Source organism: Vibrio sp. TRT 17S01 (genome assembly GCF_050113695.1).
Taxonomy (GTDB): Bacteria; Pseudomonadota; Gammaproteobacteria; order Enterobacterales; family Vibrionaceae; genus Vibrio.
This window is the reverse complement of sequence record NZ_JBNJOG010000012.1, coordinates 113,431-129,102: the sequence shown is the minus strand read 5'-3', so window position 1 is coordinate 129,102 and position 15,672 is coordinate 113,431. Positions and strand designations below refer to the sequence as shown.

At 43.0% G+C, this 15,672-nt stretch carries 11 protein-coding genes; 6 read left to right on the top strand and 5 right to left on the bottom strand.

From position 1 onward, the window contains the following. The 4 genes from ACQEXS_RS17310 to nspC all read left to right on the top strand — a co-directional run. Positions 1-1,830, top strand: a 1,830-nt coding sequence (locus ACQEXS_RS17310; RefSeq protein WP_427014667.1) for a cadherin repeat domain-containing protein, incomplete at its 5' end; no start/stop codon positions are given. Between the two features lie 511 nt (positions 1,831-2,341). Further along, on the top strand, positions 2,342-5,221 hold the full coding sequence (locus ACQEXS_RS17305; RefSeq protein ID WP_427014666.1) for a pyridoxal phosphate-dependent class III aminotransferase: 2,880 nt from the start codon (positions 2,342-2,344) through the stop codon (positions 5,219-5,221). 15 nt (positions 5,222-5,236) lie between these two features. Further along, a complete protein-coding gene (locus ACQEXS_RS17300) occupies positions 5,237-6,490 on the top strand; it encodes a carboxynorspermidine synthase (protein ID WP_427014665.1) in 1,254 nt (417 codons plus the stop codon). A gap of 199 nt (positions 6,491-6,689) precedes the next feature. Further along, positions 6,690-7,829 carry a carboxynorspermidine decarboxylase gene (gene nspC, locus ACQEXS_RS17295; RefSeq protein WP_427014664.1) on the top strand — a complete coding sequence of 380 codons (1,140 nt, stop codon included), beginning with the start codon at positions 6,690-6,692 and terminating at the stop codon, positions 7,827-7,829. A 65-nt stretch (positions 7,830-7,894) separates the two neighbouring features. On the opposite strand, the gene ACQEXS_RS17290 is transcribed toward nspC, so the two are convergent. Together ACQEXS_RS17290 and ACQEXS_RS17285 are read right to left on the bottom strand one after the other, a co-directional pair. After that, on the bottom strand, positions 7,895-8,407 hold the full coding sequence (locus tag ACQEXS_RS17290; protein WP_367986593.1) for a glycine cleavage system protein R: 513 nt from the start codon (positions 8,405-8,407) through the stop codon (positions 7,895-7,897). 196 nt (positions 8,408-8,603) lie between these two features. Next, positions 8,604-9,500 (bottom strand): DUF3943 domain-containing protein, encoded by an 897-nt coding sequence (locus tag ACQEXS_RS17285; protein WP_367986592.1) that lies wholly within the window; start codon positions 9,498-9,500, stop codon positions 8,604-8,606. 298 nt (positions 9,501-9,798) lie between these two features. Here ACQEXS_RS17285 and ACQEXS_RS17280 point away from each other — a divergent pair, with 298 nt between their 5' ends. Beyond that, positions 9,799-11,040: a CinA family nicotinamide mononucleotide deamidase-related protein gene (locus ACQEXS_RS17280; protein WP_427014663.1), complete on the top strand. Its 1,242-nt coding sequence runs from the start codon at positions 9,799-9,801 to the stop codon at positions 11,038-11,040. Positions 11,041-11,288: 248 nt separating this feature from the next. Next, positions 11,289-11,543, top strand: coding sequence for a hypothetical protein (locus tag ACQEXS_RS17275; protein WP_367986591.1), 255 nt, complete (start codon positions 11,289-11,291; stop codon positions 11,541-11,543). A 38-nt stretch (positions 11,544-11,581) separates the two neighbouring features. Here the strand turns inward: ACQEXS_RS17275 and yfaE are convergent, their stop codons facing one another. The 3 genes from yfaE to nrdA form a co-directional block, all read right to left on the bottom strand. After that, positions 11,582-11,860: a class I ribonucleotide reductase maintenance protein YfaE gene (gene yfaE / locus ACQEXS_RS17270; protein WP_367986590.1), complete on the bottom strand. Its 279-nt coding sequence runs from the start codon at positions 11,858-11,860 to the stop codon at positions 11,582-11,584. Next, positions 11,860-12,993 carry a class Ia ribonucleoside-diphosphate reductase subunit beta gene (gene nrdB, locus ACQEXS_RS17265; protein ID WP_367986589.1) on the bottom strand — a complete coding sequence of 378 codons (1,134 nt, stop codon included), beginning with the start codon at positions 12,991-12,993 and terminating at the stop codon, positions 11,860-11,862. The genes yfaE and nrdB overlap by 1 nt, the downstream gene beginning before the upstream one ends. A 63-nt stretch (positions 12,994-13,056) precedes the next feature. Then, positions 13,057-15,339: a class 1a ribonucleoside-diphosphate reductase subunit alpha gene (gene nrdA / locus ACQEXS_RS17260; RefSeq protein ID WP_427014662.1), complete on the bottom strand. Its 2,283-nt coding sequence runs from the start codon at positions 15,337-15,339 to the stop codon at positions 13,057-13,059. Between the last annotated feature and the right edge of the window lie 333 nt (positions 15,340-15,672).

The window sequence follows — 15,672 nt, the reverse complement described above, 5'->3', positions numbered from 1 at the left end:
AGTCTGACAGAAGATGGCGTAGCTGCATTCAGTAATGATTACGAAACACTGGCGAATACTCATAACCTAGTCGTGACTGCGACTGAAGTGGATGGGTTAGGTGAGGTTAAAACCAGCGATGTTGATGTGATCCTTAATGAACAGAACCTCGACGATAATGCACCAGTGTTTGACCCAAATGATGGCGATCAGTATGCATTTACCTATGAAGAAAATAATACTTCTGATCACATTATAGGAACGGTGTCTGCAACCGATGCTGATGGTGAAGACGTTACGTATAGCATCAAAACTAATATTAAAGATGGTGATGGTAACGATCTGTTTGCTATTAACAGCACAACTGGCGCAATCACGTTAACAACATTTGGTGCCTTAGCTTTCACGAACAATTATGAAGCGTTGGCAAATGTTCACACCTTAGTTGTGACAGCGACAGAGGTTGATGGTTTTGGTATTCAGAAATTTACTGATATCAATGTTGAGCTTAGTGAGCTCAATGTCAATGAACTGCCTATGGCTGAAGACTTTTTGGTTGATGCGGGAAGTGAAGCCATTGTACCCATTGTGTTCGACTCGGATATAGAGAGTGAAGACCATATTTCAGATGAGGATGATGACTTCACGGGAACTCAAGTCAATATCATGCTTACCTCATTACCTCAATATGGTGTGCTTTTATACACCGATGATATGGGCGTGACTAGAGAGTTAACTGAAGCGGATTTACATGTCGTTGGAGAAGCCATTGATGCCAACAAGCTATTGGATCCGAACAATATTGTTTATGTTCCCGGTGCCGGTGACCCATTTGAGTTGGGGTATAGCGGCGATCCTAACGATGTTGTTGTTGGTGAAGATGGCTTCTATAACTGGGGTGACTATGTAAGTGACTCAGAACGGCTTATTACACTAGACAATGGCAATACTATCACTATTACACTCGTAGATAATAATGACAAACCTTTGACACAGTACGATGGCCAGCAACCCCATGTCGGCTTTGGTATTGGCGATAGTGATGGTCAGGGAATGAATAAAGAAGAACGCTTGATTATTGATTTATCTAATAATCCGCTTGAGGTTGTGACGTTTGGCTTAGATGGTATGGGAGCTGAGTTTAACGCAAACAGTGATGTCTATATTGAGGTTACGTTTACTTTAGCTGATGGTTCGACTCACACCGAGCAGTATCAAAAAGATCCTGGTGATACTGGTCATGACCAGATTCTTTATGAGTTCACTTACTCTTCGCCAGACAACCCTATAGTATCGATGGAAATGTCATCAACGGGTGGGAATTGGGAACTACGGTATATTACAGGTACTCAGGATATTACTGAAGATGTGACCTTTGATTACCTCGCTGTTGATTCTGAACTCGCTTTAAGTGAGGAAGCTACGGTCACTATTGATGTATCAGAATCACCAGCATATCAAGTGTTGTCAGCTGCGAATGGTGATGCATTGAACTCCGAACTAGGTAATGAAGTGATGGTTGGTGATGACAATGCAAACGTCTTCAGTTGGTTGGACGACACTTTAGATAGTGGTACTGACATCATCAAAGACTTTGTCCTCGATGAAGATATTATCGATTTAGATGATGTGCTTGATGATACAGATAGCCTTGATGTTGATGAGCTGATCACCAATATGGATGTGGAAATTGTTGATGACGATCTTGCTCTTATCATTGAGCATGAAGATGGCGAGCAAACCATAATCTTGGAAGATGGTGCCAATATATTAGGGGATTATATAGCGCCAGATAACACCTTTGACTCAGTAGAGTTGTTGTCACAAATCATAAAGAACGATGCAGCATAGGAGTAACTTGAGGCCGTTCAGTTGAATGGCCTCTTTTTTAATTTGCATCAACATTCTGGACTCGCGTCACTAAAAATCCTTTGCAATTTTAATGATTATTATGTTATTTTCGCGCGCAATCTCGGATGTGAGCCCATAAAGTGGCGCTCTGGGGGATACGCGTATAAATATTCGGGCTGAGTAATTATACGTAGGGTAGGTATCGGCAAGTCCTTTTGTCGATAGACGGGATACTTAATGTCGTGGAATCGGCATGTGAATGGGAAACCCAACATTGAACTCATTTAACAAACACACATTAATCAGCTTCATACTTCCAAAATGCCCTGTTCTGCAAAACAGTTGCATCACTGAACCTTGAATTCCTGAAATAGAATTAACCATCTATAACTGATGGTCGTTTTCTCGTACCCGTAATTTACGCTACGAGGGATTAAGTGTATCTGCACGTCATATCTTAGCTACAAAAGATAAGCGTGTTGTATGTATTGATTGTTTCAAGGGGCATAATATGAGCACCGCCTTTGAAGTCGATAACAACGCTATCGCAAATGTTTTCTCCACTCAAATCCCTGTTGTGGATGGAGTATATGATTTAACGCCAGATCAGTTTTTACTGGATCAGGCAGAGCATGAGTCAGAAGTACGTTCGTACCCAAGACGATTACCCATTGCAATTAAGCAAGCCTACGGCGCACTAGTTGAAGATACTCGTGGGCAGGTTTTCTTAGACTGTCTTGCTGGTGCAGGCACATTAGCTTTGGGTTACAACCATCCAGAGATCAACCAAGCATTAAAAGAGCAGTTGGATTCTGGTTTGCCTTATCAAACGCTTGATATTACAACCAACGCAAAAGATAAATTCATTAAGCAGGTTAAAGCGTTTTTACCGCAAGATTTTGCCCAAAATTCGGCAATACAATTTTGTGGACCGTCAGGGGCAGATGCTGTGGAAGCGGCGATCAAGCTTGCAAAACAAACCACCGGTCGCAATACCATGTTTGCTTTCCGTGGTGCGTATCATGGTATGACCAATGGCACCATGGGTATGATGGGCAATTTAGGCACAAAAGCTCGTCGTACAGGGCTTATGTCTGATGTTCACTTCATGCCATTCCCATACAACCTTCGTTGCCCATTTGGTTTAGGTGGTGATGAAGGGGCAAAAGCCAGTATTCGTTATATCGATCGCCTTTTGAACGACGATGAAGCGGGAATTATGAAACCCGCGGCTATTGTCGTAGAGCCTGTACAAGGTGAAGGTGGCGTGATTCCTGCTCCTGCATTCTGGTTACGTGAATTACGACGTATTTGTGATGAACACGGTATCCTACTGATTTTCGATGAAATTCAGTGTGGCGTTGGTAAATCAGGTTACCGATTTGCGTTTGAAGAATCTGGCATTAATCCAGATATACTTTGTTTGTCTAAAGCCATTGGTGGTGGTCTACCAATGTCGATTCTGGTGTTTAATAAATCGATAGATACTTGGAAGGCGGGTGAACACACCGGGACCTTCCGTGGTAATCAATTGGCGATGGTCTCTGGTGCAAAGGCATTGGAAATTATCGAGCGTGATCACCTTGTCGACCATGCCAATGTTGCAGGTCAATACCTTCGTCATGGGTTGGAAAAAATTCAACAGCGCGTGAACTGCATTGCAGAAGTTCGTGGTAAAGGCTTAATGCTAGGTGTTGAGATCAAAAGTCCAAATGGCGATAAAAACAAGTTTGGAGAGCCGCTTGCCGATGGTGAAATGACGCTACGAATCCAGCGTGCGGCACTTGAACGTGGGCTAATGGTTGAGAAAGGAGGCAGAGAGGGATCTGTGATCCGTTTCTTGCCACCACTGATCATTTCATTCGAACAAATTGACTTTGCACTGCGTGTGATGGAAGAGGCGATTTTGGTTGCTGGTGGAAGTTTAGTTGAGCCTCTACCTAACTCAGAGTGGAAAAAGCATTTTGTTCACACTGGTGAAGATGGTGCGAATGAGTTTGCTTCTGTAATGAACCACACCACAGCGGCGATGAAACAGTTATTTGAAATGGTGGATAAACCATATTCAGGTATGGATCCTAAGCTTCTTGAAGCTCAGATAAATGCGGCGAATCTAGATGCCTCGACCACTAGCCTCAAAGAGGTGATTGACGGCACGACCGAGCTTGTGGCGAAAAATGCCATTTTCACCCAACACCCAAATTGTATTGCTCACCTTCATACACCACCTCTGATGCCTGCAATTGCAGCAGAAGCAATGATTGCAGCATTGAACCAATCAATGGACTCATGGGATCAAGCCTCTTCAGCAACCTATGTTGAACAAAAGGTGGTGAATTGGTTGTGCGATAAGTATCAACTTGGTGAAAAAGCAGACGGCATTTTTACCAGTGGCGGTACTCAGAGCAACCAAATGGGCCTGATGCTCGCAAGAGATTGGATTGCTGATAAGTTGAGTGGTCATTCTATCCAGAAGCTAGGTTTACCTGAGTATGCAGACAAACTGCGTATTGTATGTTCTGAGAAGGCACATTTTACCGTTCAAAAATCAGCATCGTGGATGGGGTTGGGTGAGAAAGCCGTACTGACGGTTACTGCTAATCCTGACGGTACGATGGATGCTTCGCAACTTGATGCGGTAGTCACTGATGCAAAAGCGCAAGGTTTGATTCCATTTGCTGTTGTTGGTACTGCGGGCACCACGGATCATGGCGCAATTGATGACCTTACTACCATTGCGAATGTTGCTGAAAAGCACCAGTTGTGGATGCATGTAGACGGTGCCTATGGCGGCGCACTCATTCTCAGTAAGCAAAAATCTCGTTTAGCAGGAATAGAGCGTGCCGATTCTGTCAGCGTTGATTTTCATAAGTTGTTTTACCAAACAATCAGTTGTGGTGCCGTACTGGTTAAAGACAAAGCGAACTTTAAGTTCTTACTTCACCACGCTGAATATCTAAATCGCGAGCACGATGAGCTGCCTAATTTGGTGGACAAATCAATCGCAACCACCAAACGCTTTGACGCATTAAAAGTCTTTATGACGATGCAAAGTGTAGGTCCGACAGCGCTCGGAGAGATGTACGATCACCTGCTTGTTCAAACACAGGACGTAGCGGAGCTTGTACGTAACCACCAAAGCTTTGAGTTGTTAGCTGAACCTTCGCTTTCAACCGTACTGTTTCGCACTACATTCAACGGTCAAGATCTGGATCAATTGAATCAGCAAGTCCGTATTGAAGCCTTGGTGCGCGGTATTGCTGTGCTTGGTGAAACAACCGTCGATGGGAAATCGGCGCTGAAATTTACGATCTTAAATCCATGTCTGGCTCTGTCAGACTTTGAAAAACTTTTAAATGATATCAACCAGCTAGCAGTTGAGCTGGCGTAATAAGGGTAGGGAATAATGGCAATTCTTCAAATTGGTGCAGGTGGTGTTGGCTGGGTTGTTGCACACAAAGCAGCACAAAACAACGACGTACTAGGTGACATCACTATCGCTTCACGTACGGTGGGCAAATGTGAAAAGATCATCGAATCTATTCAGAAGAAAAACAACCTGAAAGATGCATCTAAGAAACTAGAAGCTCGTGCAGTGAATGCTGACGACGTAGAGGCACTTGTTGCTCTTATTAAAGAAGTTCAGCCTGACTTGGTGATCAATGCAGGTCCTCCGTGGGTAAACATGACGATTATGGAAGCATGTTACCAAGCGAAAGTCTCGTACCTAGATACATCAGTAGCGGTTGATTTATGTTCTGAAGGTCAGCAAGTACCGCAAGCTTATGATTGGCAATGGGGTTACCGCGAGAAGTTTAAAGAAGCGGGCATTACAGGTATTTTAGGTGCTGGTTTCGATCCAGGCGTAGTATCCGTATTCGCAGCGTATGCGGTGAAACACTTGTTCGATGAAATTGATACCATCGACGTAATGGACGTTAACGCAGGTGACCATGGTAAGAAGTTTGCGACAAACTTTGATCCTGAAACCAACATGCTGGAGATTCAAGGCGACTCATTCTACTGGGAAAACGAAGAGTGGAAACAAGTACCTTGTCATTCCCGCATGCTAGAGTTTGATTTCCCGAACTGTGGATCACACAAAGTGTACTCAATGGCGCACGATGAAGTTCGTTCAATGCAAGAATTCATCCCAGCCAAACGCATTGAATTCTGGATGGGTTTCGGTGACCGTTACCTTAACTACTTCAACGTAATGCGTGATATCGGCCTACTAAGCCCAGACCCGCTTACTCTGCACGACGGTACAGTGGTACAACCGCTACACGTACTAAAAGCACTATTGCCAGATCCAACATCACTAGCACCGGGCTACACGGGTTTAACGTGTATCGGTACTTGGGTGCAAGGCAAGAAAGATGGCAAAGAGCGTAGTGTGTTTATCTACAATAATGCGGATCACGAAGTTGCATACGAAGATGTTGAGCACCAAGCGATCTCTTACACGACAGGTGTACCAGCGATCACAGCTGCGCTTCAGTTCTTCCGTGGTGAATGGGCAGATAAAGGTGTGTTCAACATGGAGCAGCTAAACCCAGACCCATTCCTAGAAACTATGCCTAGCATTGGTCTCGATTGGCATGTTCAGGAGCTTGAAGCGGGTCAAGGATTACCATTGATCCACGAGCTTAATAAATAAGAATTGGCCTTTGGTCTGATTACTTATTAAAGGGGACAAGGACTGTTCCCTTTTTAGCGATTGCTACCTTAAGGTGTTGGTATCATTTAGTTTGATTTTGCAACTCACTGCGTTCGAACAGGACAAAATCAAACTAAATCACACCAACCATATAATTTTCCTTATCCATCAGTTAGATGCTGCTTGAGTGCGTATAGAAATGACATTTAAGAAAGAAGAACTTAAAACCCCATACTTTATGATCAATGAAGATAAGTTGATTGAGAACCTAGAGAAAGCGAAGCAACTCAAAGAGCTTTCTGGTGTTAAGCTAGTGTTAGCGCTCAAGTGTTTCTCTACTTGGGGTGTATTCGACATCATCAAGCCATACTTAGACGGTACTACCAGTTCTGGCCCGTTTGAAGTAAAGCTTGGCTACGAAACCTTTGGCGGTGAGACACACGCATACAGTGTGGGCTACAGCGAGGATGACGTACGCGAAGTAGCGGATATCTGTGACAAAATGATTTTCAACTCGCAGTCACAGCTAGCGGCTTATCGCCATATCGTTGAAGGCAAAGCGTCTATCGGTCTTCGCCTTAACCCGGGTGTAAGTTATGCGGGTCAAGACTTGGCAAATCCTGCACGTCAATTTTCTCGTCTAGGCGTTCAAGCCGATCATATCAAACCAGAAATCTTCGATAGTATTGATGGTGTGATGTTCCACATGAACTGTGAGAACAAAGATGTGGATGCGTTTATCAGTCTGTTGGATTCGATCTCTGAACAGTTTGGTGAATACTTAGATAAGTTGGATTGGGTTAGTATGGGTGGCGGTGTGTTCTTCACATGGCCTGATTATGGCGTCGAAAAACTAGGGCTAGCGCTGAAATCGTTCTCTGAAAAGCATGGGGTACAAATGTACCTAGAGCCGGGTGAAGCCATCATTACTAAGACTACGGATCTTGTAGTTACTGTGGTTGATATCGTTGAAAACGTGAAGAAGACTGCGATTGTGGATTCGGCAACCGAAGCGCACCGCTTGGATACTCTGATTTATAACGAGCCAGCGTCGATTTTTGAAGCATCAGAAAACGGCGAGCACGAATATGTCATTGGTTCATGCTCTTGTTTGGCTGGCGATCAATTCTGTGTGGCGAACTTTGACCAACCACTAGAGATTGGTCAGCGTCTGCATATTCTGGATAGTGCAGGCTACACCATGGTAAAGCTTAATTGGTTTAATGGCCTTCGTATGCCGTCGGTGTATTGTGAGCGCTCAAATGGCGATATCCAAAAACTGAATGAGTTTGACTATTCAGACTTTAAACGTTCACTGTCTCAGTGGACTATCAAATAACCCCAAATGATTGGATTACATACAAAAAGAGCAGCCTGTTGGCTGCTCTTTGCTCACTTTTGTGCTTAAGCTTCTAGCATTACTCGCGTATCTTCACTCAAAGACTCTAGCTCATTTGCTACATCTTGAATATCGACTTCGCTCGGCAATTTAATGGCCATGTTTGCGGTGAATAAGCTAGAGCTCACGCCACCACCACCGGCGATGAATACTCGCTGACAGTCCATATCTAGAATACTAATGCCTTGGCCATCTAAGACGTGAGTGATTTCATTCACAATCCCTGCGCGATCATTGGAATCAAGACGAAGTTGATAAATTGTATCTTCGTGGTGCCCATGAAGATCAGAATCGACAAACTGCACGAGAAGTTCAGGTTGATTACGAAAGGCCTCTTTTACCGTTTCTTCATTGTCTTGGGGGAGTTCAATCTTGATAACGGCCGCGACTTGATCTTCAATAAAGTTCACTTTACTGATTAACCATTTCCCGTCGTTTTCATGAGTTGTGGCAGCAAGTTGCTTAATGGTGGCTGGCGTCGCTTTACCGACGAAATTGACGATAAAAGTGCTGTTCATAGCAGGCCTCCTGAATTGTAGGGACTTATTTTTATTAAGTTTCTGGTTTCAGTGTAGAAGTTGAGTGGTTATAAGATTTGATACAGGTCAATTTTTTAACCTAATTAGTAAGCCAGTTATTGAATATTAAACCTTGGACACAAAAAAAGCGGCTTAGCCGCTTTTTTTGTATCCTAAAGAAGACAAATTACTTTGATTAAAAAGCAATTTTTAGTTCTACACCATAGAACTGAGAATCGTAGCTTGCGCCAGCATCCATAGCAAATTGAGCGGCATCTTGATTACCAAACCAAGGTTTGCTGCTGAACTGGAAGTCTGCACTACCACCCCAAGAGTCAGTGACCCAGCCATGAATATGGCCAACTGGGTTTAAGAAAAATAATGTTACATCACCCATTGTTTCTGAGCCCCAAACTTCACCGCCTGTCGAAACGATGTTTTGCTCTGCTTCAAACATCAATTCACCCACGACCGCACCGAAAAACGGCGTGATGAAGATATCTTGCCATGAAGGAACTTCTGCGAATGCTTCTACGCCATACTCCCAGAAGAATGTCGACATGGTTGCAGAGTAAACGAAAGATTCAAACTCATTGAATCCAGCGTGACGAGCAGCAGTGTAGTACACACCGCCAAAATATGGGTGCATGATGTAGTTTAGAAAGTGCTCATCGCGATCCCATACTGGGCCTTCAGAAACATTATCTTTCCACTTACTACCAAGTTTACTTAAGTCACGGGACTCTTCATCCCATTTGGTGATTGATTCAGGCAATAGCGTCATCAAACCTACTGTAGCAACACTTAACCCCAAAATCGTGTAGGTTTGCCCCATAAGATAATCCCAATCTTTCCCATCCTGAACTTGCAGGTATTTAGGTAAAGATGGCTCTTCTAATTTTAAATCACCTTCAGTTAAACCCAAGATATAACTTGGTTGAGCCTCATACTGATATGAGTGATTGTAAATCTCGAAAGTATCTGGTTGATCTACCGTGTATGAAAATTCGATATGTTGGTTGGAATCAAATGTACTTGCATTAGCGCAGGTTGAAACAGACAACATCAGGGCAGCGATGTGTTTTTTATACACGGAAAACTCCACAATCTTATAGTTTTAATGATCAGGTTCACAATTATCATACAAAGCCAAAAGAATGGAAACCGGAAAATTGATGAAAAATGAAATATGTACCGTGAACTTTGTTTAAGATAGTTTTAACAATGTATATAACAGAAGTAATAAACCGAGTTTTGAGTGATAATTTTTGGGTATAAGAATGAGCCTATACAAGGCTTCGCTCAATCTTTTTAAACCAGCATACTTACTGCATGTTGGCGGAAGTTAGGTATATAATCTTGGTCTAAATAAGTATAAAAAGGAAACAATGATGTTGAAGATCGCAATGCTTAGTACAGGAGAAGAAGTTCTCCATGGAGATATTTTAGATACCAATGCAGCATGGTTGTCTGAGCGTTTCTTTGTTCACGGTTTCTCGCTTATTAAACGTTCTACGGTTGGCGATGCAATGTCATCGTTAATGGAAGAGCTGTTAATGCTTAGTTTCAATACCGATGTTGTGATTGTTAATGGCGGTCTTGGGCCGACAAGTGATGATCTCAGTGCAGAAGCTGCCGCAAACGTTGCGGAGCAGGAGCTTGTGGTCTTTCCCGAATGGCGCGACAGATTAGAAGCGTTTTTCGCTCAGCGCGGTGTCACCATGCCGGAAAGCAATATAAAACAAGCAACCTTACCGAAGTCGTGCCAGATTTTAGATAACCCAATAGGCACAGCGTGTGGGTTCAAGATGCACATCAATGATTGTTTGTTCTATTTTACGCCGGGCGTGCCAAAAGAATTTAAGCGCATGGTCGATGAACAAATCTTGCCAGATTTAAAAAACTTATTTCCACATGTAACTGGCGAGGAATGTAGTCGTCTCTATACTTTTGGCACATCAGAGTCTGCATTGTCGGATAAGCTAGATAAAGTTGAACTACCAGCGGGTTATACTCTTGGCTATCGCTCTTATCTCCCATTCATTGAAGTAAAGCTGTTCGGCCCTGTGAACGATGTTGAAAATCGATCTAAGTTAATGCAGATCCTATTTAATTTAATTGAAACACACGTCGTGAGTGTTGATGAGCCGATGTTAGCTCACCTTGGTAGTTTGATTGAACATAGAAAACAATCACTGGCGATCACCGAACAGTCGACATTCGGTTGGTTATCAAATTGGTTACATGAAGATGAACATGTTGCGACATACTGTGGTCATGGCTGGGTATTGGGGCACCGAGTGCAGCTAGGCAATGAAGAAAGTGATCATCTGGCTGCAACCTTTGCGCTTGCCGGCGCCACTCGTGAAAAGTGTACGACTGATCTGGCTCTGGTAACAGGGAAAGTAGTGGAAGACACGTTTACTGTAGCATTAGCAGCTTCAGAAGGTGAGTGGGGACAAAAGCTGAAATTTAATCGAACGTATTCGAAAAAAGAACAGAGGTTAGTGATTTCAACAGTCGCAGCGGACATGTTGCGTCGTTACCTTTCATCAAAGCCCATTTTTGTGCGTTACAGTTCTCTAAAATCAGAAAAAGAAATGTTTGTACCGCAAAGTGTTATTGGATCATAGTGTTAGAAAGCGGTATATGAAAAGCGAGCGGGTGTCAAATGACACCCGCTTTGCGTTTGACAATAAGTGAATGAATATGCTCTATATTACTAATTGGGTTTCATATGTTTTTTTTATGACAATTTGGTCTAAGTGCTAAACGAATGATTTTTAATAGAAGGCTAAAATGTCTTCACTTTGCGACGTGCATTTAATACAAATCTGCTTAAACTGAGAGTTCATCAGTGGTTCTATTGTGAGGAGTGGGCATGTTTCATCAGTCAAAGATTCAAGTTCAGTATCAAGTGTCAAGTCAAAAAGTTGTTTTGGGTGAGGCACTTAGTAGCGAGTTTTTTGATGTGATTTCAATGTGGCGTCGTGCGCCAGAACTTGGCTCCCGCATGAGTAATCAAGGCTATCGATTATCGTTATTCGATGATGATGGACGAGAGATCGCGGCCAAACCCGTATCAATGTTGACTGCAGACGAGTTTCTATCAGGTATTAAAAAGGCCAGTACATAGTCTGGCCTTCGTTATTATTGGTTTTTCATAGTGCATAACTATGCACGTTTTTCCTTAAGCTTATAGATGACGTCATCTAACTCGATGTCGGTCTTTGCTTTGCATATACAAGGAAGAATTTCTTGGCCTTGAGTGTAAGCCATTGCAAAACCAACGTATTCAACTTCACCTGAAATAAGGGTGCAGCGACAAGCGCCACAGTGACCATCGCGGCAATTATATTCAGGTTGGACTCCCGCACTCTCCAAGGTTTCTAAGATAGTATTAGACGGGTTTGATTCGATAGTCGTAATACGGTTGATTTTGATTGTTGGCATTACAGTTCGAAGTCCTTAAAGTCATCAGCCTTGACATCACTTTCAATTTGGCCAACCAAGTAAGAAGAAATTTCAGCTTCTTGAGGGGCTACTTGAACATTGTCAGATGATAACCATGAGTTTATCCAAGGAATAGGGTTTGATGTTGCGTCAGGATAAGCGACACCTAAGCCTACAGCTTGCATACGAATGTTTGTTATGTATTCAACGTATTGGCACAAAATGTCTTTGTTTAGGCCAATCATTGAACCATCTTTGAATAGGTATTCTGCCCATTCTTTTTCTTGTTCAGCCGCTGCTTTAAACAGGTCGAAACACTCTTGTTTACACTCTTCAGCAACTTGCATGAATGAGAAGTCATCTTGACCGTTACGCAGTAAGTTAATCATGTGCTGCGTACCTGTTAGGTGAAGCGCTTCGTCACGTGCAATAAGCTTGATGATTTTCGCATTACCTTCCATCAACTCACGCTCTGCAAACGCAAAAGAGCAAGCGAAACTGACATAAAAACGAATCGCTTCTAGTGCGTTAACGGACATTAAGCATAGGTATAGCTTTTTCTTTAGGTCATGAAGCTTGATAGAGACTTCTTCACCATTGATATGGTGAGTACCTTCACCGTAGCGATGGTAATCGTTCGTCAGCTTAATCAGATCATCGTAATAGTGAGAAATGTCTTCTGCACGTTTTAAGATGTGTTCATTCTCTACGATATCATCAAAGACGATACCTGGATCATTCACGATATTACGGATGATGTGAGTGTATGAGCGTGAGTGGATTGTCTCTGAGAAAGACCATGTCTCAATCCATGTTTCAACTTCAGGCAGAGAAACGAGTGGTAGTAGCGCTACGTTTGGGCTACGACCTTGAATTGAATCCAGTAGTGTTTGGTATTTTAAGTTAGAGATGAAAATGTGTTTTTCGTGATCAGGTAACTTGTTGTAATCGATACGGTCGCTAGATACATCCACTTCTTCCGGACGCCAGAAGAAAGAAAGTTGCTTCTCAATAAGTTTTTCGAAGATCTCGAATTTCTGTTGGTCGTAACGTGCAACGTTGACTGATTGACCAAGAAACATTGGTTCTTTTAGTTGGTCATTTTTATTTCTGTTAAAAGTACTGTAAGCCATGGTGCCTCAATTCCTTTAAAGCCTCCCTAATGTGGGAGGCTGTCATTCTGTTAAGCTTGGTGATTAGATCTTACAACCGCCGCCTGCACAATCATCGTCTTGTGCTTGTACTGCGTCTTTTTGATCGTCTTTCGCGCCGTCACGAGTGTTATGGTAATAAAGCGTTTTTACACCAAACTTATAGGCGGTCAGAAGATCTTGCAGCAGTTTCTTCATCGGTACTTTACCGGTTTCGAAACGGCTAGGGTCGTAGTTGGTATTGGCAGAGATAGCTTGGTCGACAAACTTCTGCATGATGCCAACAAGGTGCAAATAACCGTTGTTAGACCCAATATCCCAAAGTAGCTCGTAGTTGTCTTTCAACTCAGTAAAGTCCGGTACAACCTGCTTCAGAATACCATCTTTTGATGCCTTCACAGATACGTAACCACGTGGTGGCTCAATGCCGTTTGTCGCGTTTGAAATCTGAGAAGAAGTTTCAGAAGGCATTAGCGCAGTTAATGTTGAGTTGCGCAGACCGTGTTCCATGATCTCTTGACGTAGGCCATCCCAATCATAATGAAGTTCTTCTTCACAAATTAGGTCGATATCCTTTTTGTAAGTATCGATAGGTAATAGGCCTTTCGCATAGTTAGTTTCATCAAACGATGGGCATTTACCTTGTTCTTTCGCAAGTTCAACAGATGCTTTCAATAAGTAGTACTGGATGGCTTCAAACGTACGGTGGGTTAGGCCATTTGCACTACCATCGGAATACTTCACACCATTTTTCGCTAAGTAGTAAGCGAAGTTAATCACACCAACACCAAGCGTACGACGGTTCATGGACGATTTGTATGCAGCTGGCAGTGGGTAGTCTTGGTAATCAAGCAGTGCATCCAGTGCGCGAACCACAAGCTCAGAAAGTTCTTCAAAGTCATCTAGAGACTTAATGACACCCAAGTTAAATGCAGACAGTGTACACAATGCAATTTCGCCTGAATCGTCTTCAACGTTCGTTAGAGGCCTAGTTGGCAATGCGATTTCCAAACATAGGTTTGACTGACGAACTGGTGCAACTTCTGAGTCGAATGGGCTGTGCGTGTTACAGTGGTCCACGTTCTGAATGTAGATACGACCTGTTGATGCACGTTCTTGCATCAACAATGTGAACATTTCAACAGCTTTAACCGTCTCTTTCTTAATTGACGGATCGTTTTCGTATTTCACATATAGACGTTCGAATTCTTCTTGGTTTTCGAAGAATGCGTCGTACAGACCCGGAACATCTGATGGTGAGAATAGTGTGATGTTGCCACCTTCAACTAAACGTTGGTACATCAGTTTGTTCAACTGCACACCGTAGTCCATGTGACGTACACGGTTCTCTTCAACACCACGGTTGTTCTTAAGAACTAAGAGTGAACGAGCTTCACCGTGCCATAGTGGGTAGAACACAGTAGCTGCACCACCACGCACACCGCCTTGAGAACAGCATTTAACCGCTGTTTGGAAGTATTTGTAGAAAGGAATACAGCCAGTGTGGAATGCTTCACCACCACGGATTTCAGAACCTAGTGCACGAATACGACCCGCGTTGATACCAATACCCGCACGTTGAGAAACGTAACGTACGATGGAACTTGCTGTCGCATTAATAGAGTCAAGGCTGTCACCACACTCGATCAGCACACATGAGCTGAATTGACGAGTAGGGGTACGTACACCAGACATGATTGGTGTTGGTAGCGAAATCTTAAATGTAGATGTCGCATCATAGAAACGCTTGATGTAGCTAAGGCGCGTTTCTTTCGGGTAATTTGCAAACAGGCACGCTGAAACGAGGATGTACAGGAACTGAGCACTTTCGTAGATTTCACCTGATACGCGGTTTTGAACAAAGTACTTACCTTCTAACTGCTTTACTGCCGCGTAAGAGAAGTCTAAGTCGCGCTTGTGGTCGATGTACGCATCAAGCTCGTCCAATTCTGCTTTTGTATAATCTTCGAGAATATGCTTGTCGTATTTACCCATGTCTACCAAACGCGCTACGTGATCATAAAGCGTTGGCGGCTCGTATTGGCCGTATGCTTTTTTACGTAGGTGGAAGACAGCAAGGCGAGCAGCAAGATATTGGTAATCAGGCGTCTCTTCTGAGATCAGATCCGCAGCAGATTTAATGATGGTTTCATGAATATCTGTTGTGGTGATGCCATCGTAGAACTGAATGTGAGCACGTAGTTCAACTTGAGAAACGGACACGTTATCTAGGCCTTCTGCGGCCCAAGTGATTACGCGATGAAGTTTCTCCAGATCAATACTTTCTTTTCGTCCATCACGCTTAGTGACGGTTAGTTGTTGGTTCATTCTGCTTCATTTCCCTAACAAAACTGATGAAAGCCGTGTTTTTGTGTAATTCTTGTAAATTAGATAGCGGCTTTGTGATCAAAATCTATCTTTATATTGTAGTGCAAACACAACATATAGGGGTGATTTGGTTTTCGGGTTACAAGATAGTGCTATGAGAGTAGATTTTCAAGGAACAGATCTTGGAAGACTTGTGGATAACTAACAAAATTAAAAAAAACAGTAAGTATCTACTAACTTAAGATCTACGGTGGTATTTAGCAGCAGAAAAGCGTCCCTTTTAGATCGGTTTTTTCTTAACCATAAACAAAAAAAAATTTCTTGATCTTTAGG

What these genes read in the sequence shown, in the direction of transcription:
- ACQEXS_RS17305 (WP_427014666.1), top strand. Translation starts at nt 2,342, where the DNA reads ATGAGCACCGCCTTTGAAGTCGATAACAACGCTATCGCAAATGTTTTC.
- ACQEXS_RS17300 (WP_427014665.1), top strand. Translation starts at nt 5,237, where the DNA reads ATGGCAATTCTTCAAATTGGTGCAGGTGGTGTTGGCTGGGTTGTTGCA.
- nspC (WP_427014664.1), top strand. Translation starts at nt 6,690, where the DNA reads ATGACATTTAAGAAAGAAGAACTTAAAACCCCATACTTTATGATCAAT.
- ACQEXS_RS17290 (WP_367986593.1), bottom strand. Translation starts at nt 8,407, where the DNA reads ATGAACAGCACTTTTATCGTCAATTTCGTCGGTAAAGCGACGCCAGCC.
- ACQEXS_RS17280 (WP_427014663.1), top strand. Translation starts at nt 9,799, where the DNA reads ATGTTGAAGATCGCAATGCTTAGTACAGGAGAAGAAGTTCTCCATGGA.
- ACQEXS_RS17275 (WP_367986591.1), top strand. Translation starts at nt 11,289, where the DNA reads ATGTTTCATCAGTCAAAGATTCAAGTTCAGTATCAAGTGTCAAGTCAA.
- yfaE (WP_367986590.1), bottom strand. Translation starts at nt 11,860, where the DNA reads ATGCCAACAATCAAAATCAACCGTATTACGACTATCGAATCAAACCCG.
- nrdB (WP_367986589.1), bottom strand. Translation starts at nt 12,993, where the DNA reads ATGGCTTACAGTACTTTTAACAGAAATAAAAATGACCAACTAAAAGAA.
- nrdA (WP_427014662.1), bottom strand. Translation starts at nt 15,339, where the DNA reads ATGAACCAACAACTAACCGTCACTAAGCGTGATGGACGAAAAGAAAGT.